The organism is Actinomadura sp. NBRC 104412 (assembly GCF_030269515.1).
GTDB lineage: Bacteria > Actinomycetota > Actinomycetes > Streptosporangiales > Streptosporangiaceae > Spirillospora.
On sequence record NZ_BSTM01000025.1, the window covers coordinates 107,631 to 126,715 of the forward strand.

Genomic DNA, 19,085 nt, shown 5'->3' on the forward strand with positions numbered 1-19,085 from the left:
ATCACCTGAGCACTGTCAGGCGAGCCCCGCCGTCCGCGCCACGGCCGTCAGCGTGCGCTCCCCACCGGGATCGCCGCCGGTGGCCGGGACGAGCACGGCCTCGTCCAGCCCGGCATCGGCGTAGGCGGCCAGCCGGTCGCCCACCGTGCCGGCCGCGCCGACCAGCCCGATGCGGCCGGTGGCCGCCGCCTTCAGCGCGGCGATCACCTCGCGCGGTCCGCGCCGCCCTGGGCCAGCCGCACGGCCTCGTCGAGCCCGGCGGCGGCCAGCATCTCCCCGTACCCGGCGACGGTCAGGTAGCCCGCCAGGCCGTGGGCCACCTGGTCCAGCGCACCGGCGTCCGGGTCGACCGCGGCGGGGAGCCAGGCGGCCAGCCGGGGCCGCGGCCGTCCCGCCTTCCGCGCCGCCGCGTCCAGCCTCGCCCGGTACTCGCCGGCCGCCTGGGGCGTGACCAGATCCAGCACCATGCGGTCGGAATGCTCGGCGGCGACCGCGACGGCGCGCTCGCCGAAGGCCGCCACCGTGATCGGCCCGCCGGGCGGCTCCAGCGGCAGCCGGTACCCGTGCGCGGCCACCAGCTCGCCCGTGAGGCCGGGCTCGGACCCGCTGAACAGGGAACGCAGCGCCCGCGCGGTCTCGGCCATCGTGGACACCGCGTGGCGGCGCGACCGCCCGTGCATGCGCTCGACGACCCGGACGCTCGACGTCCCCAGCGCGACGCCCACCGGGCGCCGGATGAGGGCCGCCGTGGACGCCGCCGCCCGCGCGATCGTCGCCGGGTCGCGGACCGAGACCGGGATCGGGCCGACCGTCACCGGGATCCGCTCCGTGGCCAGCCCGGCGGCGGTGGCCAGCGCGAACCCGTCCCAGACGAACCCCTCACCGACCCACAGCTCGCGGTAGCCGAGCCGGTCGGCGACGGCGGCGGTGCGCAGCTCCTCGTCCGGCGGGACGTTGGGCCGCGAGGCCACGACGACACTGATCTCCAAGGGAAACCCCCGTTCACGCAGCCGGCCTCCGGCGGCGGTCATTCGAAGTACGCGATGGTGCGGAACTCGATGCTGTGCCGCGGTTCGGTGGCCTTGACCGTCCTGTCGTGGAAGGCGCTGTGCGGTACGCGCCACGCCACCGACTGGTCGCTGTCATAGAGCTTCAGCAGGAGGATCTCGTCCCGCGTCATGTCCGGGAAGTACCACCATCGGTGGTGCGGGTTGTGCAGGAACTCCGAGCCGCTGGCCCCCGGCGCGTCCTCCGGCATGTCCACGTACAGGTCGTCGGGGATCTCGTCGACCAGGTACATCCGGTTGTCCAGGCCCTCGTCCTGTCCCACGCTGGTGTAGTCGCAGATCGCCAGCGGCCAGTCCTGCGGCGGCGGGCTGAACACCCGCCACAGGCTGGTGATCAGGAAGCGGTGGAAGCCGGGCCCGTCGGGGAACCGGGACCGGTAGGCGGCTTCGGCCGCCTTGCGGGCGCCGGTCGGCGAGTAGTCGTTGTGGACGCTGCCCGCCTGTGGCTGCGCGGCGTGCCGCGCGGGGTCGGCGGAGCGGCGCAGCATCCAGCGCATCGTCGCCACCCGGTCGGCCCCGAGGCGGGACAGGAGGAACTCGACGACCTCGGGCACGTAGACCCGGTCGACCTCCTCCGGGTCGGTGAAGTCGGTGACCGCCGTGGGATGGTCGATGAGCGCGAACCCGTTGCCGTCCAGGGTGAACCGCTCGGCGACGGGACGGCCGTCGTGGATCGGCATCGGATAGGAACGGTAGCTGCCGGTGTTGACGCTGATACCCGGGGCCGTGAAACGGCGGAGGATCGTGGACTCGGGCGCGAGATAGCTCAGTTCGCCCTCGACCGCCTGGACACTGGTCGTGTCGGTGACCGCTGCCATCGGTGCGTCTCCTGTGTCGGGACCCGTGGAATCTCCACTGGAAGCACCCTACGAGAGCGCGGAGGCGGCGGCCGCGGGTCGTGACCGCCCGCGCCTCAGAGGGTACGGACAAGGAGGACCGTCACGTCGTCCGTGGTGCCGTCGCTCACCATCGTGTCGATCAGGGTGTGGCACAGACTGTCCAAGGGCCCCGACGCCCGCGCCAAGGCCGCGCCCAGGCGTTCCATGCCGGTGCCGGGATCGGAGTCGCGGCCCCTGATCAGGCCGTCGGTGTAGAGGGCCAGCAACGTTCCGCCGCCGACGTCGCGGTGGATGGACTCGTGCGAGCCCAGCCCCATCCCGATGGGAGGTCCGGCGGGGAGTTCCGGAAAGACGACCCGGCCGGACGGGTCGACGATCGCGGGCGGGGGATGCCCCGCCGAGGCCATGGTGCAGCGCCGCATGGACGGGTCGTAGATCGCGTACAGGACGGTGCCCTCCATGATGTCCTCAGGTGAGCCGGCGGCACCGTTCTCCTTCGCCTCGCGGGCGTACACGTCGTCCAGGCGGGTCAGCAGCTCGTGCGGCGGCAGATCCAGGTCGGCGAGGGTGCGGACGGCGGTGCGCAGGCGTCCCATGCTCGCGGCGGCGGTGAGGCCCTGCCCGGTGACCTCGCCGACGACCAGCGCGACTCTGGAGCGGGACAGGGCGATGACGTCGAACCAGTCGCCCGAGGCGGTTTGCTGCGAACCGGACGGCCGGTACAGCGAGGAGACCTCCAGGGCGTCGCCCCCGGAGACGTGGCTCGGCAGGAGATGGCGTTGCAGCAGGAGGGCCGCGTTGTGCTCGCGGGTGTAGCGGCGCGCGTTGTCCAGGCTCAGCGCGGCGCTCGCGGCGAGCTCCTCCGCGAGCAGGAGGTCGTCCCTGTTGAACGGCGTCTGGGTCTCGGTGCGGACCAGCACGGTCACGCCCAGGACCTCGCCGCGGGCCTTCAGCGGGAGGACGATCAGCGAGTGCATGCCGGTCTCGCGGATGATCCTGGCGCGGTCCGGGTCCCTGTCCAGCCAGGTGCCGGGCGAGGTGTCCAGCTCGGGCTCGAAGTGCGGGCGGCCCGAGTGCAGGACGGCGGTGAAGGGCGACGACGACGGGACGTAGACGGGTTCCCCGCGCTTCCAGAGGGCCTCGGGGATCCCTTCGTGGATGGAGGCCATGCCCGCCCGGTAGAACGTGGGGACCCGCACGTCCGAGTACGGCAGCCGGTCCAGGGGTTCGACCTCCGGCAGGATCGACTCGGCGAGGTCGACCGTGATGTAGTCCGCCAGGGCCGGCACCGCCAGGTCCGCCAGCTCCTGTGCGGTCTGCCGGACGTCGAGCCTCGTCCCGACCTTGACGCTGGCCTCGCGGAGCAGCGCCAGGCGGTGGCGCGCCTTGCTGTGCGTGATGTCGACGGCCAGCAGGCACACGCCCAGGGGGCGCCTGTCCACGCCTTCGACGCGGAACAGGGAGACCGACAGGGAGCGTCCCCCGTCCCCGCCGTCCCCGGGGCGGCCGGGCCAGAACGATTCGCAGTCGATCACAGGGGTTCCGCGTTCGAGCACCTGCTCGGCCAGATGCGCGATGGTCGGCGTGTCGGGGCCCGGCTCGCCCTCGCTCAGCCTGTGGCCGAGCGCGAAGCCGGGGATGATGTCCCGGAAGCGCCGCGCGCCCTCGTTCCTCCAGACGCAGCGCAGGTCGCGGTCCCAGACCGCCACGATGAGGGGGGCGAGGGACAACAGGGGCTTCAGCACCGACATGGAGGTGACGCCCGCCTCCGCGGGGGTCGTGGCCACGATCCAGGACGCCGTCCCGTCCACGGTGGCGAGCCGGGAGATCTCGACGCGCGCCAGCATCCGCCCGCCGTCCCGGCGGCGGAGCTCGAAGAGGCCGGTCCGGTACTCCTCGTCGCCGGCGCCCCCGCTCCAGTCCCAGATCCGCCCTCTGAGCTCGTCGGGCATGAGGAGGTCGGTGAAGGAACGCCCGAGGATCTCTTTAGGGGCGTAACCGAGGAGTTCTTCGGAGCCCTGCGTCCACCCGACCACGTACCCCTCGGAGTCGATAACGGTGAGCGCCGGAATTGGCCGCTGTGTCGTCTCGCCCACCGCGTCCTGAACTGAGGCCATATCCCCATACAACCATGCGGTGAGAGGCGCCTTTCAGGCCGCCGCGGCCGAGTCGCGCGCGATACCACCGGAATGCAAAATTCGGGAATCGCCGGGTCATGCCGGCCCCGTACGGCGCCCCCGGCCGGCGGGCGGGTTCGCGGACTTCCCGGACGTCACCGGCCCGCTGCCCGTTCCTCCGCGGTGCGTACGGCGGCGCCCCGGCCGGACCTCCCCGCCCTGGACCGGGCCGATCGCCCCCGCGCTGCGGCTCCGGGAAAATGCGTTGCCCGAAGGAGCGATGTGCCCTTCAATGGACACAGAACGAAAAATCAGGGCGCAGTGGACGAACGGTAGAGTCACCTGCCTTTCAAGCAGGGCGTATGCGGGTTCGAATCCCGTCTGCGCTGCTCGATGCGCGGTGTTGTAACGGGAACATGCCGGTCTCATAAGCCGGACGATCGGGGTTCGAGTCCCCGCCGCGCCACTAGTACCGAACCCTCTTAGCTCAGGGGACAGAGCGCCCGGTTCCGGACCGGGAGGCCGCAGGTTCGACTCCTGCAGGGGGTGCCAGGGTGACGATCCGGTACGGCGGATGCGCGGCCCCTCGCCCGCCGGGGCGCCCGCCACCGCCGCACGACCGCCCGGGAGGGGCGGTCGCCACCCGGCGGCCATGTCCGAGACCATGCCCGAGACCATGCCGGGGACATCTCGCCCACGTGGCCGATCCAGGTCCCCGCCGGGCCGAACCAAAGTAGGGTGTGGCCGGTCCCATTGGATGGATATGCGCCCTCTGAGGATGGCCAGTAGTGTTTCTGCGGCGCCGCAGAGGTTCCTCGGGCCGGGGCGTTGACCGCGCAGAACTTCGCCGGACGCGGTTTCCGCCTGCCCTGGGGCGGGCGTCATGCACACATCGACGAGCGAACACGAGGGTCACTTGAACATCCTGGAAGCGGTTTTCCTCGGCGCCGTGGAGGGGCTGACCGAGTTCCTCCCCATCTCCAGCACCGGGCACCTGACGATTCTGGAGAGCGTGCTCGGATACTCGCCGGACGATCCGGACATCACCGCGTTCACCGCCATCATCCAGGTCGGCGCCGTTCTGGCTACCCTCATCTACTTCCGCACCGACTTCCGGCGGCTGATCACCGGCTGGTTCCGCGGCCTGGCCCGCCGCGAGTACCGGGACGACCTCGACTACCGCCAGGGATGGGCGGTGATCATCGGCGCGGTGCCGATCGGCGTCGTCGGGCTGCTGTTCAAGGACCAGATCGAGACGACGCTGCGCAGCCTGTGGTTCGTCGGGTCCGCGCTGATCCTGTGGAGCGGCGCGATGTACTTCGCCGACAGGACCGCCACCCAGGCGCGCGACGAGAAGTCCGTGAACTGGAAGGACACCCTGATCATCGGGACCGTGCAGTGCCTGGCGCTGGTGCCCGGCGTGTCCCGTTCGGGCGCGACCATGTCCGCCGGCCTGCTGCGCGGGCTCGACCGGGTCACGGTCACCAAGCTGTCGTTCTTCCTCTCGGTTCCCGCGCTGGCCGCCGCGGGCACCCTCCAGGTCGTGGACGAGTACGACGCCATCTCCCGCGGCGTCGGCTGGCCCGCCACGCTCACGGCCACGCTGGTGAGCTTCATCGTGGCCTACGTGGCGGTCGCCTGGCTGCTGAAGTTCATCGCCAAGCACACCTACACCGTGTTCATCGTCTACCGCCTGATCCTGGGCGCCGCCGTGCTGTCCCTGGTCGCCACCGGAGTCCTCGCCGCGAGCTGAACGGCCGTGGCGCGGGGCCTCCGAGGGCGTCAGTCCCCAAGGGACGAGGCCGCGACCTTGGTGAGCCAGGCGTCCAGGATGTCGACGGCCTGGTCGATCTCGTCGTCGGTGACGGTGAGGGCGGGGCGATGGGCAGGCACGAGGTCAGCTCGTCGGCCTGACCGCGCACCAGGTTGATCGACAGGCCGCGGCGCCGGCACTCGTCGGTCAGGGCGGTGCCCAGCGCCGAGGCGGGCCGCCTGGTCGTGCGGTCGTGGACGAGTTCCACGCCCCACATCAGGTGGCCCTGACATCGCCGATCTGCTCGTGGCGGTCCTGGAGGTCGGTGAGCCGCTCGTGCAGGTGCCGGCCGCGTTCGCGGGCCCTGGCCGGCAGGTCCTCGCGTTCGACGACGTCCAGGACGGCCGGCGCGGCGTCGGCGTGGAAGGCGACCGCGCGGGCCGGCGCATTGGACCAGTCGAATACGTGCCGATTGGACCTGTCCACCGGGCCATGGGCTTGGCAGGATCGGCGGGGTGGACGCAGCATTCCTGATTACTTCGCTCATCGTGGTGGTCACCCCCGGCACGGGCGTGATCTACACGCTCTCGGCGGGGCTCACCCAGGGGCGCCGCGCCGGTGTGGTCGCGGCGATCGGCTGCACGCTCGGCATCGTCCCGCACATGGCGGCGACGATCAGCGGCGTCGCGGCGCTGATGCACGCCAGCGCGACGGCGTTCCAGGTGCTGAAGTACCTCGGTGTCGCGTACCTGCTCTACATGGCGTGGGCCACGCTCAAGGACAAGGACCCGATCGTCGTGGAGCGGGAGGCCGCGCCCCGCACGGCGGCGACCCGGATGGTGGTCCGGGGCATTCTGATCAACATCCTCAACCCCAAGCTGACGATGTTCTTCTTCGCCTTCCTGCCGCAGTTCGTCCAGCCTGGCGAGGCGGGCTCGCTGCTGCGGATGCTGGAGCTGAGCGCCGTCTTCATGCTGCTCACGATCGTCGTCTTCGCCGCCTACGGCGCCGTGGCCGCCGCCCTGCGCACGCACGTCATCTCACGTCCGCGGGTGCTCACCTGGATGCGCAGGTTCTTCGCGGGTTCCTTCGTGGCGCTGGGCGCCAAACTGGCCTCCGCCACCCGATAGACCCGAGAGGCACGGCCTCCGGTGCCTAACGCACCGGTGCGGTCACCGGCCAGTCGTCCGTCAGCACGGTCCAACCGTTCGGAGTGGGACGCCCGTCCGCCGTGTAGACGTGCTCGTAGGCCGACGCGATCTCGTGCAATGCTTCACTTTCGACGAACGCGGCACAGGCCGCCTCCGACTCCCAGACGGACAGCGTCATGCGCTCGTCGGATCCGTCCCGCCCGAGGAGATGGACATGGAGCAGCCCGGGTTGGGCACGCCAGATGGCGAGCACCCGTTCCTCCCACAGGCGCAGTGCCTCCGGATCCCTGCTCACCCGGCACTTCCAACGGGCCATGCGTATGAACGTCACGGTGAAGAACCCGCCTCCCTGACTTCGGCCGGTGCGACCGGGAGGTGCTTCCCGCATTCCGCGTCCCCACACGCGCGCGGCTTGCAACCAAACACTTACTTGGTATGGTCGCGGGCGGGAGGGCGAGCATGCCGATCACACCGACCGTGGAGGAACGCGCGGGGTGCGGGCCCGCGGCGCGGCTGGCGGCCCGGCTGCCGCGCCGGTTCCTGAGGCCGCTGGTCGCCTGGCTTCCGTGGACCCCGTTCACGCTCCGCTTCGCCCCGCTGATCGAGCTGGGCGCCGTCCTGCTGGTCCCGCCGCGCGGCACCAAGGTCGGCAAGGTGAACGGCCTCGGCGCGCCGCCGAATGGGTCCGCGGCCCCGGCGTCACCGGCGGCTCCGGCAAGGCGATCCTGTACTTCCACGGGGGCGGGTTCGTCGCCTGCGGCCTGCGCACCCATCGGCGGATGATCGCCCGGATCTCGCAGGCGGCGGGCATGCCGGTCCTGTCGGTCGCCTACCGCATGCCGCCGCGCGTCGCCATCGGCACCACCATCGGCGACTGCGCCGACGCGTACCGGTGGCTGCTGGACGAGGGCCACAAGCCCGGTGACATCGTCGTGGCCGGCGACTCGGCCGGTGGCTACCTCGCCTTCATGGCGCCCCTGTACGCGCTCCGCGACGGCCTGCCCCGTCCCGCCGGGATCGCCGCCCTGTCGCCCCTCACCGACCTGGACACCGCGCCCAAGATCGCGCACGCGAACGCCGCGCTCGACCCGTACATCCCGGCCCGGCGCATCCGGGACATGATCCGCATCTGCTTCCCGGAGGCCGACCCGGCCGACCCGTGGCTGTGCCCCGTGCACGCCGACCTGACCGGCCTCCCGCCGACCCTGATCCAGGCCGGCTCGATCGAGGTGCTCCGCGCCGACGCCGAGCTGATGGCCGAACGCCTGGGAGCCGCGGACGTCCCCTGCACCCTCCAGCTCTGGGAAGGCCAGGTGCACGTCTTCCAGATCTTCGCCGACATCACGCGCGAGGGCCTGACCGCCATCACCGAGATCGGGGCCTTCGCCCGTACCGTGACCGCCGGTCCGCCGAGGTCAGGTGTCTAGCCGCAGCCGGTACCACTGGGGCGAGGTCCTGTTCATGGGCCAGCCCAGCCCCGCGGTCTCCGCGGCCTGGACGTCGAGCAGCTCCCACTCCGGGAACGCGGCCTCGACCTCCGCTTCGGACACCCCGCCGATCAGGGAACGCAGCCAGGTGGGGCCGAAGGCGAGCATCAGCAACGTCGAGCCGGGATTGGCCAGCGCGGTGACCCCCTGGCCCTCGGCTCGTCGCCCCTCGGCGCCGAGTCCCTGGAAACAGCCGATGTCGAGGAAGAAGTCGAACGTCCCCAGTCCCGCCGACGGCAGGTCGGTCACGTCGCCCACGACATACGTGACCCCCTCCGTTCCCCGTTGTCGGGCGGCTTCGATCGCGGCGGGCACGTAGTCGATGCCCACCGCGTCCCAGCCCCGGCGCGCGAGCTCGGGCGTGAACTGGCCACGTCCGCAGCCGAGGTCGAGCGCCCGGCCGAGCGGACGGGAGCGCTCGTTCTCCTCTCTGTCCAGCAAGGCGGCGATGCTGCCCCCTGCCGCTTTCCCGTAACGCTCCCACGGCGTGACACCGAACCGATACATGCGGGCATAGTTCGTCATCCGTCATAGCGTCTCACGTGCCGAACCGGCTCGACCGTGGGCCACCGGGTATCCTGATCGCCTGATCGTCGGCGCAGGTCCGCGGGTTCTCCGGGGCTTGCGCGCGGCGGTGGGGCCGTACGTACCGGGCGTACATACCGGGGCGCCGCGCGAGTGGGAGCCCGCATCGATGACCATCCCCGACCGGCACGCCGGCGAGCCCATCGATCCCGATGTGGACCTGTCGGTGCCCGCCCAGCGGCGCGAGACGGCCCGCGAGCGGGCACCGGTGATCGCCGTGGTCGCGGCAGGAGGCGCACTGGGCGCCACCGCCCGCTACGGCGCCGGGCTGCTATGGCCCACCGCCGCGGACGCCTTCCCATGGACCACGCTGGCCGTCAACGCGGTCGGCTGCGCACTGATCGGCGTGCTCATGGTGCTGGTCAGCGAGGTATGGACCGCGCACAGGCTGGTCCGCCCGTTCCTGGGCACCGGTGTGCTGGGCGGCTTCACCACCTTCTCCACCTACGCCGCCGACATCGCCCGCCTCGTCCGGGACCGCCACGCGGGCACCGGGCTCGCCTACCTGGCCGCCACCGTCCTGGCCGCGCTGGTCGCGGTGTGGTGCGCGGCGAACCTGACCCGCCGCCTGATCGCCGTTACGAGACGCGAGGACCCGCGGTGAACTGGCTTCTGGTGATCGCCGGTGGCCTTGTCGGGGCACCGCTGCGCTACCTGACCGACCGGGCGGTGCAAGCCCGCCACGACACCGTCTTCCCTTGGGGCACCTTCACGGTCAACGTCACCGGCTGCCTGATTCTGGGGACGCTGACCGGCGCGGCCACCCACGGAGCCGCCCCGCACTCGGTGCAACTGCTGCTCGGCACCGGGCTGTGCGGCGCCCTGACCACCTACTCCACCTTCTCGTACGAGACGCTGCGGCTCACCGAGACCGGGGCGCGCTTCTTCGCCGCAGCGAACGTCCTGGCCAGTATCGTCGCCGGGCTGGGCGCGGTGTTCCTAGGGATCAGCCTGGCCGAGGTGGTGTGGGGCTGACGAGGCTGCCCCGGATCAGCACCGTTCGCACAAGCGAAGCGCTGGGGCGGCGGAGGGCCTCGGCAAGTGGTGTGTGCAGCAGTACCAGGTCGCGGTGGTCTTCGGCGGGGATGTCGCGCAAATAGTCGTCGCCCCGGTCGGCGATGAAGCCGGGCTGCGTGACCACGCGCAGGCCGCGCCGGGCGACGTGCTCGATCGTCTCGGACAGCTTCCCGCGTCCGCCGGCACGGTCACCGCCCGCTCTCGGGCCTGATCGACCACCCATGACCTGGCGATAGCCGGGCCCACGACGTTCGGGCAACGCGAACGGCGGGCGTCCCCGAAGGGGACGCCCGCCGTGCGGACCGACGCCAGGATCAGGCGGGGACGATGTTCTCCGCCTGCGGGCCCTTCTGGCCCTGGGTGACGTCGAACGTCACCTTCTGGCCCTCCTGGAGCTCACGGAAACCCTGGGTCGCGATGTTGCTGTAGTGGGCGAAGACGTCGGCGCCGCCGCCGTCCTGCTCGATGAAGCCGAAGCCCTTTTCCGAGTTGAACCATTTCACCGTGCCGGTGGCCATGGTCGCCTCCTCTGCTCGTACTCGGCCGCGCACCTTGCGCCGCCGAGGACGCCGCGATGGCCCATCCGGAAGATCCAGAACAACGAAAATGCGCCTGAGGTCAGATCCAACAGGCGCACGAACATGTCTATGGGAACCGCAACTCCTCGTAGCCTACCACTGTATTCAGGAGGCTGATGGAAATCCTTGGTATCGCCGGGGCCGCGTGCCGGTGAAATTCGTGTCACATGCCGGGCGGAGGCCGCCGCATCACCCGATCGGGCGCATACTTCAGTCATGAGACCCTCCGGACCGGCCAGGCGGCGACATCTTCCCACCAGCCCCTTCAAGCCTCCGCCCACCGCCCCGCCCCTCAAGAAGTTCGCACTCGAAGACCGGGTCACTCACGACAAATACGGGCTTGGACGCGTCGTGGAAGTCGAGCCCGGAGGCGCCCTCGTGGTCGACTTCGGCACGCAGAACGTCAGGATTCCCGCGCCGTACGCGAAGCTCTTCAAGCTCTGAAGCCGCGCCCACCCTGTGCTGAATGTCTCATCGGAAAAAGCCGGGAATGTAAGGATCGGGGAAAATCCGCGGCGTCACATCCCCCGGGGCCGCGGAGGGGCGCTGACGACGGGTGCGCCGTCGGTGGTGCGGCCGGGCGGGGCGTTCGCGCGACGTTCCTCGGCGAGCTCGACCAGCCGGGCCGACATGCCGGCGAACAGGAGCATCTGGTGGGCGGCCGACGGGCTGAACGGCTGCGTGCCCGGCCTCCCGAGAACGGCGAGCACGCCCCGGGTGGCCTCGCCCGTCTCCAGCGGCAGGATCAGGATCGGGCCGGCCGGCAGGGCGCTGAGCGTCTGGTCGGCGACGATCCGCGCGGACAGGGCACGGTGCGAACTGAACGCCCGTCCGAGCATCGACCGGCCGCGCCGGACCGTCAGCCCGAGTATCCGGTCGCTGTCCGCGCCGACGGCCACATCGACCCGCAAGGTCACGCCGTTCTCGTCGGGCAGCGCGACGAACGCCAGCGGCACGCGCGCCATGGCCTGAGCGTGCCGCGCCACGAGCGTCAGCATGCCGTGCAGGTCCGTCCCGTCCAAGACGGCCCTCATCAGCTCGAACGACGCGTCCAGCCGCCGTCCGTTCTCCGGGTCCCGGGACGCGCCCGGCGGCCCCCACACGCTCGATGGCCGGTCATCGCCGGTCATGTCGTCCCTCCTTCTCCAGCCGGAACCGAGCCCGTTCACTCACGTCCCGGTGAGTCAAGCCGCGGTCGATCGGGCGCCGAGCAGCGCCGCGGCACCCGCGAGACGTACGCGGAAGGCCCGCCGCGGCCTGGTGATCCGCGGCGGCTCGGCCGGCAGCGGGGTCTCGGCGGCTCGGGCGGAGTGGTGTAGCGGCGTCATGGCGCCGGACCCGTCTGGCCCTGAAGGACCGGATATCGATAAACCAGGGGAACGCGGACTCGGCCGCCGCATCGAGAAGCCCCTGATCCCTCGTGAGTCTACGTGTTCGGCCGCCCGACGATCGCCACGGCGACCGCCGGGCGTCACACCGGTCGGTGCACCCTCTGGACGGGTTGGCGGAGGACGGTCCTGAGCTTTTCTGGTGCGGTCCGGCGCGGGTCGCCGAGGTAGATCTCGTGGTGGTGCCCGCACATCCGCAGGTCGTTGGCGGCGAGGTACTCGTGGTGGAGCCTGGCCAGTACGGGCCCCTCATCGTCGTACGGTCCGATGTGCAGGAGCTGGGCGCTGAGGCCCTCGTGCAGGGTCTCATGGCGGACGTCGGCGATCGTGGAGAGGCCCTTCTTCTCCAGCGCCGCCCGTTTCGCCTCGTCGACGAGGTCCTTGGTGATCCAGTCCGGCTGGCTGATGAGCATGCGCCACTGCCAGGCGTCCTTGTCGCGGATGGTGAAGACCTCCGGGCGGTCGGACCACCACAGCCCTTCGAGCGGCCCGACGACGAAGTCCCGGCCGAGGGTGCGTTTGCTGGTGAACTTGATCGTGTAGGCGACGGCGTAGAGCGCCTGGACGGCTCGGGCGTAGTCGGCGCTGGTGTTGGGGTCGCCGCGACCGTCCACGGCGATGAACCGCTGCGCGGGCACGTCGACCAGCGCCCAGTCGCTGTTCTTCGGCGCGTAGCACTGCTTGAGTTCGCGTTTGACGTCATATCGGGTCATGACGGTCGCCTTCCTGGTGGGGACTGGTCGCAGAGTTCCTCCAGTTCCGCCCGGTAGGCGGCCAGCCATTGCCGTTCGGCGGCGAGTTGGCCCAGCGAGTAGTCGAAGATGGCGCGGACGAAACCGGGGATCTCGGGTTGGGCGTCGCGGACGGCGCCGATGGCGGCGATCCTCTCCGTGAGAGCCGCGGCCCGCCGGTCGAGCGCCGCCCGGAACCGGTCGGGCGCGAGAATGGGTTGGTTGGCCAGGCCGACCAGGATGGGCGGGAACACCGGTCGGAGTTCCGCCACCACCGCCTCGGTCGCCCGCGCACACGCCCGCCGCCCCTCGGCCGTGGCCCGGTATACCCGGCGAGCCTTACCCCGCGCCGGCCGCCGCTCGTCGATTTCGGTGATCAGGCCGCGGTCGCGAAGCCGCGCCAGCAGGTAGTAGATCGAGCTGAAGCCGATCTCGGTCCACTCGCGCATACCGCGGGCGCTGATGACCTCGTCCAGTTCATAGCCGTGTCTCGGCTTCTCGATGAGCAGACCGAGCAACGTCAGCTCGGCGGGCGTCAGGTCGGCTGCCATGGCTTTACTCTAGTACTAGAGTAAAGCGGGCGTGGAGGGCGTGCCGCCTGGTCGGACCGTCAAGCGAGGTGGACGACGTTCCAGGACACCGGCGGGAGGACGACGCGGACATGATCACCGTCCACCACGACGTCCGGGTTGGGGCGTGGAGCCACCCGGTCCGGCTCGGCTGGGGTGTTGCGGGCATACGGGTCGGGATCGGCGAGCGTGGTGGCCTCGGCGGCGGTCGTGTGAACGGTGATCGTGAGGTCGAGCGGGTCGGTCGTCGAGCGGTTGACGGCGAACACGGTCGTCCGGCCGGTCTCGGGATCACGGGTCGCCACCGCGTCCAGGACGGGCACCGGGCCGTACTTGGCGGTCTCCCGCCGCGGCGACTCCGGCTGGACGTACAGGACGTCGCCGACGGCGTTCCGCGCCGCCTGCGCGAACGGGTGGAAGGTCGGCTGCCGCCGCGCGGCGCCGCCGGGTTCGGTGCGGATCGGCGCGATGACGTTGACCAGTTGCGCCTGGCACGCGGCGGCGACCCGGTCGCTGTGCCGGAGCAGCGCGATGAGCAGCCCGCCGACGACCACCGCGTCGGCGAGGTGGTAGTCGTCCTCCAGCAGCGGCGGCGCGACCGGCCACCCGTCCGGTGTCGCGTCCGCCCAGCGCGACTGGTACCAGACGTTCCATTCGTCGAAGGACACCTGGATCTTCTTGCGCGCGCCGAGCCGCGCACCGACCTCGTCCGCCTTGGCGACGACGGTGTCGATGAAGTGGTCCATGTCGACGGCCGAGGCCAGGAAGCTCTCCAGGTCGCCGTCCTTTTCCTCGTAGTACGCGTGGCAGGAGATGTGGTCGACCAGGTCGTAGGTCTCCTCGAGAACGGTCTCCTCCCACGCGCCGAACGTGGGCATCGCCGACGATGAGGAGCCGCACGCCACCAGCTCCAGGTCCGGGTCCAGCATCCGCATGGCACGCGCGGTCTCGGCCGCCAGCCGCCCGTACTCCCGGGCGGTCTTGTGCCCGATCTGCCAGGGACCGTCCATCTCGTTGCCCAGGCACCAGACGCGTACGTCGTAGGGCTCGGGAACGGGACGCCGCGACGCCCAGTACGTACCGGGCGGAAGGTTGCAGTACTCCAGCAGGTCGAGCGCCTCGGCGACGCCGCGTGTGCCCAGGTTGACGGCCATCATCGGCTCCACACCGGCCTTGCGTGCCCAGGCCATGAACTCGTCCACGCCGAACAGGTTCGGCTCCGTGCTGTGCCAGGCCGGGTCGGGCCTGGCCGGACGTTCCGCGACGGGACCGATGCCGTCCTCCCACCGATACGCCGAGACGAAGTTGCCGCCCGGATACCGCACGGTCGTGACGCCGAGCTCACGGGTCAGCGCCAGCACATCACCGCGGAACCCGTCCTCGTCGGCACTGGGATGCTCCGGCTCGTAGATCCCGGTGTAGACGCAGCGCCCCAGATGCTCGACGAAGGATCCGAACGTCCGTCGCCGCACAGGCCCCACCCGGAACGCCGGGTCGATGACGATCCGCCCCTCGATCACCGCTTCTCCTCCCCACGCAAGACCACCCTGGAAGGATTCCAGCGATCGAACCACCCGCGATAGCCCCGGCTTCACCAGGCCGCCGGCCGATCGCCGGGGGCGGCCCAGCACACCGATCGATCCCGTGCCCTCCTCAACCACGGGCCTCGGCGCCGACGGGCCGCAGCCCTGGTCGACTAACGTCCGGCCAACTCGGCTACGACGGGAGCGAGCGTGTCGGCGGAGCCGGCGCCGACGACGAAGTAGGAGAAGCCGAGCTCCTCCCGTCGCCGCTGGATCTCCTCGGCGGCCGCCCCGGGGTCGGACGGGAGTACCGCCAGGGAGTCCGCCGCGCGCAGCGCGACAGGGTCGGTGTCGGGGGACGCCATGAACGGCGCGACGGTGTCGCCGACCACCGCCACGTGCTGCGCGAGTTCGACGTCTCGGACGGCGCGGAAGTCGCGTACCACCCGTGTGATCTCGGCCCGATCCTCTCCCGGCATCAATGCGAAGGCGACCGTGTCCGCGAGGTCGGCCGCCAGTGCCCGCGCCTTCGGTCCGCGTACGGCCATCACCACCGGAGTGTGCGAGTCGGGGCCGTCGAGATCTCGCAGCGTCGTCACGGTCTCACGTACCTGGGCCAGCCGTTCGCGTGGCGGCAGGGCGGGCAGTCCCAGTTCGCGGAGCTCGTCTTCGATGCCCGGCTTGCCGGTGCCGATGCCCATCTCGAAGCGGCCGTCGGTGACCACCGACAGCGAGTGCGCCTCCCATGCCGTGCCCCATGGCGGGCGTAGCGGGGAGGCGTACACCCAAGTGCCCACGCGGAGATCGGCAAGGGTGGCCGCGACGGCCAGCGTGGGAGCAGGCGCCGGCTGCCATCGCGGGACGTCGGGCATCAGCAGCGTGGAGTAGCCGCTGTCGGCGATACGGCGCACCGTGTCCCGCCACGTCGGCGGGTCGGTCGTGAGCGGAGCAACGACCCCGAATCGGAAGGGCCTGGTTCCACCTGTTGCCGTCGGATCGGCCATCGTTCTTGGTCCTAGTCGTAGAAGGGATGGGGTTGCTTCGTCAGCGGATCAAGGTGCGTTCACCCCTACTACGAGCACCCCAAGCCATGCCGGCTCCACCCGACGAGCGCCCACCCTCGGCTGATGCCGCAGACCGCGATACTTCTCGTCCGCCAGTGATACTGCCCCGCCTGGTGTCTGCGGTGATGGTCGTAAAGGTGCAGCCAGGGGCCAAGGACGGCAAGTCGCTCGTGGAGGCGGCCACGTGCAGGCCCTGGACCGGACATGGCTGCGTCTCCTGCGGACCTTGTGGCTTTTCCCTCGTACTTCCAAAGAAGATTGTGGAGGAGAGGCCGTGTCACCCGGGAGGCGACGATGCTGTTCAGGCGGGAGGTCCTTGAGGGGATCGCGGACGGGCGGATCGACCGGGTGTTCCGGGTGTGGGCCGAACCCCCGGTCCGTGCGGGGAGTACGCAGCGCACCTGGGCGGGGATCATCGTCATCGACTCGGTCACGGCCGTCACCCCCGAGGAGATCACCGAGGAGGACGCCGTCCGTTCGGGCTTCCAAGACCGCGCGGCCCTGCTCACCGCCCTGTCCAAGAGCACCAAGCAGGGCGGCTACCACCGCGTCATGCTCCACCTGGGCGGTCCAGACCCCCGAACGGAACTCGCCCGCAAATCCGACCTGACCGACCAGGAACTTGCCGACCTCAAAGCCGACCTGGACGCCATCGACGCCCGCAGCCGCCGCGCCCCCTGGACCCGCGAGGTCCTCCGCCTCATCGAGGCACACCCCGGCCTGCGCGCCTTGGACCTGGCCGAACGCATGGACCGCGACAAACTCCCTTTCAAGGCCGACGTCCGCCGCCTCAAGGCCCTCGGCCTGACCGAGAGCCTGGAGACCGGCTACCACCTCTCCCCACGCGGCAAGGCCCTCATGGCCTACCTACGCTCCCTGCCCAAATGATCGCCCCAGGTGCACCGTCCTCATCGAGGCAGCCGGACGGGACGAGGTGAACGCGCTGAGTTCTTCCAAGGTGCGCGCACTACGCGTTCGAGCCAGTGATGACGAAATGCCGAGCAGCGAGGTCACCTGTTCTTCGGAAATGCTGTGTCCCATCGTTATGGCTATGCCGCGACGTGCTGGGGGAGCGCGGCCCCGTCGAGACGACCAGCCGACTTGCGCCCTCGAATGCATAGGACGAGGCGGTGAAGTCGCCGTACGGCACACGTGAGGCCGGGTCGAAGGCACGCTCGGCGCCTGCATGCCGACCGTCCGCAGGGTGGTCCGACCGCGAAGCCCCGTGGTAACGATGGTGACCATGAGCGAGACGCCCATCCCCTACGCCGGCGGCCACGATGGTCCCAAGCGGGTCCTGCGGCTCCACACGCGCCGAGGGGTGGTCGCCAAGGCCGGCGTCACCATCGGTATCGACGGCTCTCACTACCACCAGCCTTGGGGGACGGCGGTTTTCGACATCCCCGCGGACAGGCCAGTGCACGTCGCCGTGTCGCAGGGAAACGGTCAGATCGGCGTCGCCGCCACGGTCCTCACGCCTGACCAACCGGCCGAGCTGGAGTACCGCGGCCCTGCCGCCCTGTACCTGGCAGGATCCATCGGACCTCCCGGCACTGTGAAGCAGCGAGGCTGCCTGCTCCAACTCGCGATCCTCGTTCTCGTCCCGCTCATCGCACTCGCGCTGGCACTTGTGCTCGTGCTCGGCCTCCTGTAGCGGCTCGAGGCCGATCTCGATCAGGCGCGCACCAGCACCGGCCGCGGTCAGACTCCGTGGAAGCCGCCGATGTCACCCGTGTAGCCTGTCGGCCAGCTACCCACGGGTCCTTGAGTGCGGTGCGTCGAGGGACTCGTCGTGCGCGGCTTCGGCAGGGGATCGGGCCGTCCGGAACGCTGCGCCGCCGAACGAATGGCGGTACGCAACTCCCACCACCAGTTATCGCTTCCGGCATCGCCATCCGGCCTTGAGTTGCAAAAACGGGCCAGCAGCCTCCCGTGCGGGTCGGCCGCGTCATACCGTTCCCACTGCTCGGTGGCGAACAGAAAAGCGGCCTTTCGCGACTCATCCAAGGCGGAAGGTATGTAACCGGCGTCCACGGCGGCAGCACGCATCTCCTCGCGGAACAGGGCGCCCCTGCACACATCGTCACGCGCCACGGGATCCTCCAGCCGCCGCAGAGCCTGCCGGCACGCTTCGGTGAACTCCGGCGGCGCCTGGAGGTCAAGCCCGTGCTCCAGCGAAGCCACAACCCCATGCGGCCCCAAACAATGCACGACATGCGCAACCTGATCAGGCCGTTCCTTCAACAGGACGAGCAGTACAGCAGGTGCCTCGCAAGACCATGGCGGGCCGCCTTCGGGTGGCGTCGGCAGCACAGGCAGGTGCGGATTCGCCTTGAGTATCCGGTTGAGCAGGGTCGGCGCACCATCTCTCCACAGCGGATACGGCCAGTGCTCATCGTCCCTGCCGACTCCCGGCCCGCTCTTGCCGCTGGAAATGCTGGCGGAGAACTGCTCGCTCAAGGCGCTCAAAAGCTTCGGATCGTCGGTGCGCGCAAGGAGGCCCGACAGCGTTCCGAACCCATCGCCCTCGGGCGGGTCCGATTCTTCTTCAAGCATCGCGGCATGGACGAGCCAACCGGCCAGCGCATCGTGCGTCCCCGTGGACGGCGACGGCAACGGCGGTGCGGGAGCGAGCAGATACGCCTCAATCCGCATGCGCGGCTCCTGACCGGCACTCTCGACCGGCTCGAAGAGGAAGGCGTTGACCGGAGGCGGCGCGGGCCGATAGCGCGCAGTTCCCGAAAGGAACCAGCTGTGCGAGCGCCCCGTCGCCTCCAAGTGGATCGCGCCCAAGAGTTCCCGCAACGCCAACGGGTTCTCAGCGGCCAGCCGTGCCGTCCGCAAAGCGATCCTGGACGCACGACCACCTTCGGGCGCCGCCCACAGGGTACGGGCCAACGCCTGAAACACCCGAGGTTGACGGGACATCAGCGACGGTCTGAATCCACGAGCCAGCCGGTACCTCACCCACACGGCCTGAATACAGGCCATCACGAAAAGCTTCGCCGCTTCCACCGGAGCTCCACTCACTGATCACCAGCCACCGCAGGACACTCGTTCCTATACCCAGGCATCACTACCGCCCCGCTATCTGTCAACGGCGCCTCAATCGTGACCCCCTGAGGGCGTTTGAACCGTAACCCCTTGATGTTGTTGTTGGTTACTGTTCGTGGTTGTGTTTGGCCGCGGGTGGGCGACCGAGGTCTCGGTTCTTGA

At 70.3% G+C, this 19,085-nt stretch carries 24 protein-coding genes and 3 tRNA genes; 12 read left to right on the top strand and 15 right to left on the bottom strand.

Annotation, left to right across the window (positions count from 1 at the left end; all coding sequences use genetic code 11):
• Positions 1-15: 15 nt before the first annotated feature.
• The 4 genes from QSK21_RS26830 to QSK21_RS26845 all read right to left on the bottom strand — a co-directional run bounded on the left by QSK21_RS26830 (position 16) and on the right by QSK21_RS26845 (position 4,023).
• Positions 16-207 (bottom strand): hypothetical protein, encoded by a 192-nt coding sequence (locus QSK21_RS26830; protein WP_285699914.1) that lies wholly within the window; start codon positions 205-207, stop codon positions 16-18.
• On the bottom strand, positions 204-1,031 hold the full coding sequence (locus tag QSK21_RS26835) for an LLM class F420-dependent oxidoreductase (protein ID WP_285699916.1): 828 nt from the start codon (positions 1,029-1,031) through the stop codon (positions 204-206). The genes QSK21_RS26830 and QSK21_RS26835 overlap by 4 nt, the downstream gene beginning before the upstream one ends.
• On the bottom strand, positions 1,028-1,885 hold the full coding sequence (locus QSK21_RS26840; protein ID WP_285699918.1) for a CmcJ/NvfI family oxidoreductase: 858 nt from the start codon (positions 1,883-1,885) through the stop codon (positions 1,028-1,030). The genes QSK21_RS26835 and QSK21_RS26840 overlap by 4 nt, the downstream gene beginning before the upstream one ends.
• A 95-nt stretch (positions 1,886-1,980) precedes the next feature.
• Positions 1,981-4,023: a SpoIIE family protein phosphatase gene (locus tag QSK21_RS26845; RefSeq protein WP_285699919.1), complete on the bottom strand. Its 2,043-nt coding sequence runs from the start codon at positions 4,021-4,023 to the stop codon at positions 1,981-1,983.
• 315 nt (positions 4,024-4,338) lie between these two features.
• Between QSK21_RS26845 and QSK21_RS26850 the strand changes: the two genes are divergently transcribed.
• The 4 genes from QSK21_RS26850 to QSK21_RS26865 all read left to right on the top strand — a co-directional run bounded on the left by QSK21_RS26850 (position 4,339) and on the right by QSK21_RS26865 (position 5,776).
• Positions 4,339-4,412: transfer RNA gene (locus QSK21_RS26850), tRNA-Glu, on the top strand.
• A 5-nt stretch (positions 4,413-4,417) separates the two neighbouring features.
• Positions 4,418-4,489 (top strand) — tRNA-Met (locus QSK21_RS26855).
• A 10-nt stretch (positions 4,490-4,499) separates the two neighbouring features.
• A tRNA-Arg gene (locus tag QSK21_RS26860) sits at positions 4,500-4,575 on the top strand.
• A 364-nt stretch (positions 4,576-4,939) separates the two neighbouring features.
• Positions 4,940-5,776, top strand: coding sequence for an undecaprenyl-diphosphate phosphatase (locus tag QSK21_RS26865; RefSeq protein ID WP_285699920.1), 837 nt, complete (start codon positions 4,940-4,942; stop codon positions 5,774-5,776).
• Between the two features lie 276 nt (positions 5,777-6,052).
• On the opposite strand, the gene QSK21_RS26870 is transcribed toward QSK21_RS26865, so the two are convergent.
• Entirely contained in the window at positions 6,053-6,262 is a 210-nt protein-coding gene (locus tag QSK21_RS26870; RefSeq protein ID WP_285699921.1) for a hypothetical protein, read from the bottom strand.
• A 29-nt stretch (positions 6,263-6,291) separates the two neighbouring features.
• On the opposite strand from QSK21_RS26870, the gene QSK21_RS26875 reads away from it, so the two are divergent.
• On the top strand, positions 6,292-6,906 hold the full coding sequence (locus QSK21_RS26875) for a LysE family translocator (RefSeq protein ID WP_285699922.1): 615 nt from the start codon (positions 6,292-6,294) through the stop codon (positions 6,904-6,906).
• A 25-nt stretch (positions 6,907-6,931) separates the two neighbouring features.
• On the opposite strand, the gene QSK21_RS26880 is transcribed toward QSK21_RS26875, so the two are convergent.
• Positions 6,932-7,243 carry an antibiotic biosynthesis monooxygenase family protein gene (locus QSK21_RS26880; protein ID WP_285699923.1) on the bottom strand — a complete coding sequence of 104 codons (312 nt, stop codon included), beginning with the start codon at positions 7,241-7,243 and terminating at the stop codon, positions 6,932-6,934.
• 143 nt (positions 7,244-7,386) lie between these two features.
• Here QSK21_RS26880 and QSK21_RS26885 point away from each other — a divergent pair, with 143 nt between their 5' ends.
• Both QSK21_RS26885 and QSK21_RS26890 read left to right on the top strand, forming a co-directional pair.
• Positions 7,387-7,710: a hypothetical protein gene (locus tag QSK21_RS26885; RefSeq protein ID WP_285699924.1), complete on the top strand. Its 324-nt coding sequence runs from the start codon at positions 7,387-7,389 to the stop codon at positions 7,708-7,710.
• Positions 7,689-8,354: an alpha/beta hydrolase gene (locus QSK21_RS26890; RefSeq protein WP_352231326.1), complete on the top strand. Its 666-nt coding sequence runs from the start codon at positions 7,689-7,691 to the stop codon at positions 8,352-8,354. The genes QSK21_RS26885 and QSK21_RS26890 overlap by 22 nt, the downstream gene beginning before the upstream one ends.
• Here QSK21_RS26890 and QSK21_RS26895 read toward each other — a convergent pair.
• On the bottom strand, positions 8,343-8,939 hold the full coding sequence (locus tag QSK21_RS26895) for a class I SAM-dependent methyltransferase (protein ID WP_285699926.1): 597 nt from the start codon (positions 8,937-8,939) through the stop codon (positions 8,343-8,345). The genes QSK21_RS26890 and QSK21_RS26895 overlap by 12 nt on opposite strands.
• Positions 8,940-9,108: 169 nt before the next feature.
• Here QSK21_RS26895 and crcB (QSK21_RS26900) point away from each other — a divergent pair, with 169 nt between their 5' ends.
• On the top strand, positions 9,109-9,603 hold the full coding sequence (crcB, locus tag QSK21_RS26900) for a fluoride efflux transporter CrcB (protein ID WP_285699927.1): 495 nt from the start codon (positions 9,109-9,111) through the stop codon (positions 9,601-9,603).
• Entirely contained in the window at positions 9,600-9,974 is a 375-nt protein-coding gene (gene crcB / locus QSK21_RS26905; protein ID WP_285699928.1) for a fluoride efflux transporter CrcB, read from the top strand. Before crcB (QSK21_RS26900) ends, crcB (QSK21_RS26905) begins: the two co-directional genes overlap by 4 nt.
• Here crcB (QSK21_RS26905) and QSK21_RS26910 read toward each other — a convergent pair.
• A complete protein-coding gene (locus QSK21_RS26910; RefSeq protein WP_285699961.1) occupies positions 9,946-10,239 on the bottom strand; it encodes a hypothetical protein in 294 nt (97 codons plus the stop codon). The two genes, crcB (QSK21_RS26905) and QSK21_RS26910, sit on opposite strands and share 29 nt — an antisense overlap.
• A gap of 91 nt (positions 10,240-10,330) precedes the next feature.
• On the bottom strand, positions 10,331-10,534 hold the full coding sequence (locus QSK21_RS26915) for a cold-shock protein (RefSeq protein ID WP_009715709.1): 204 nt from the start codon (positions 10,532-10,534) through the stop codon (positions 10,331-10,333).
• Between the two features lie 276 nt (positions 10,535-10,810).
• On the opposite strand from QSK21_RS26915, the gene QSK21_RS26920 reads away from it, so the two are divergent.
• Positions 10,811-11,038, top strand: a complete 228-nt coding sequence (locus tag QSK21_RS26920; protein WP_285699965.1) for a hypothetical protein — start codon at positions 10,811-10,813, stop codon at positions 11,036-11,038.
• Positions 11,039-11,112: 74 nt separating this feature from the next.
• Here the strand turns inward: QSK21_RS26920 and QSK21_RS26925 are convergent, their stop codons facing one another.
• From QSK21_RS26925 to QSK21_RS26945, 5 genes are all read right to left on the bottom strand, one after another.
• Positions 11,113-11,724, bottom strand: coding sequence for a GAF domain-containing protein (locus QSK21_RS26925; protein ID WP_285699966.1), 612 nt, complete (start codon positions 11,722-11,724; stop codon positions 11,113-11,115).
• A gap of 341 nt (positions 11,725-12,065) precedes the next feature.
• Positions 12,066-12,695, bottom strand: a complete 630-nt coding sequence (locus tag QSK21_RS26930; RefSeq protein WP_285699968.1) for a GyrI-like domain-containing protein — start codon at positions 12,693-12,695, stop codon at positions 12,066-12,068.
• Entirely contained in the window at positions 12,692-13,264 is a 573-nt protein-coding gene (locus QSK21_RS26935; protein ID WP_285699970.1) for a PadR family transcriptional regulator, read from the bottom strand. The genes QSK21_RS26930 and QSK21_RS26935 overlap by 4 nt, the downstream gene beginning before the upstream one ends.
• 59 nt (positions 13,265-13,323) lie before the next feature.
• On the bottom strand, positions 13,324-14,802 hold the full coding sequence (gene arfA, locus QSK21_RS26940) for an arabinosylfuranosidase ArfA (RefSeq protein WP_285699971.1): 1,479 nt from the start codon (positions 14,800-14,802) through the stop codon (positions 13,324-13,326).
• 176 nt (positions 14,803-14,978) lie between these two features.
• The gene (locus tag QSK21_RS26945; protein ID WP_285699973.1) at positions 14,979-15,809 is read right to left on the bottom strand and encodes an LLM class flavin-dependent oxidoreductase; all 831 of its coding nucleotides are present in this window, start codon (positions 15,807-15,809) and stop codon (positions 14,979-14,981) included.
• Positions 15,810-16,163: 354 nt separating this feature from the next.
• Between QSK21_RS26945 and QSK21_RS26950 the strand changes: the two genes are divergently transcribed.
• Together QSK21_RS26950 and QSK21_RS26955 are read left to right on the top strand one after the other, a co-directional pair.
• Positions 16,164-16,757, top strand: a complete 594-nt coding sequence (locus QSK21_RS26950) for an ASCH domain-containing protein (protein WP_285699974.1) — start codon at positions 16,164-16,166, stop codon at positions 16,755-16,757.
• A gap of 355 nt (positions 16,758-17,112) precedes the next feature.
• Positions 17,113-17,523, top strand: a complete 411-nt coding sequence (locus QSK21_RS26955) for a hypothetical protein (RefSeq protein ID WP_285699975.1) — start codon at positions 17,113-17,115, stop codon at positions 17,521-17,523.
• Positions 17,524-17,570: 47 nt separating this feature from the next.
• Here the strand turns inward: QSK21_RS26955 and QSK21_RS26960 are convergent, their stop codons facing one another.
• The gene (locus QSK21_RS26960; protein ID WP_285699976.1) at positions 17,571-18,884 is read right to left on the bottom strand and encodes a hypothetical protein; all 1,314 of its coding nucleotides are present in this window, start codon (positions 18,882-18,884) and stop codon (positions 17,571-17,573) included.
• Positions 18,885-19,085 lie beyond the last annotated feature (201 nt).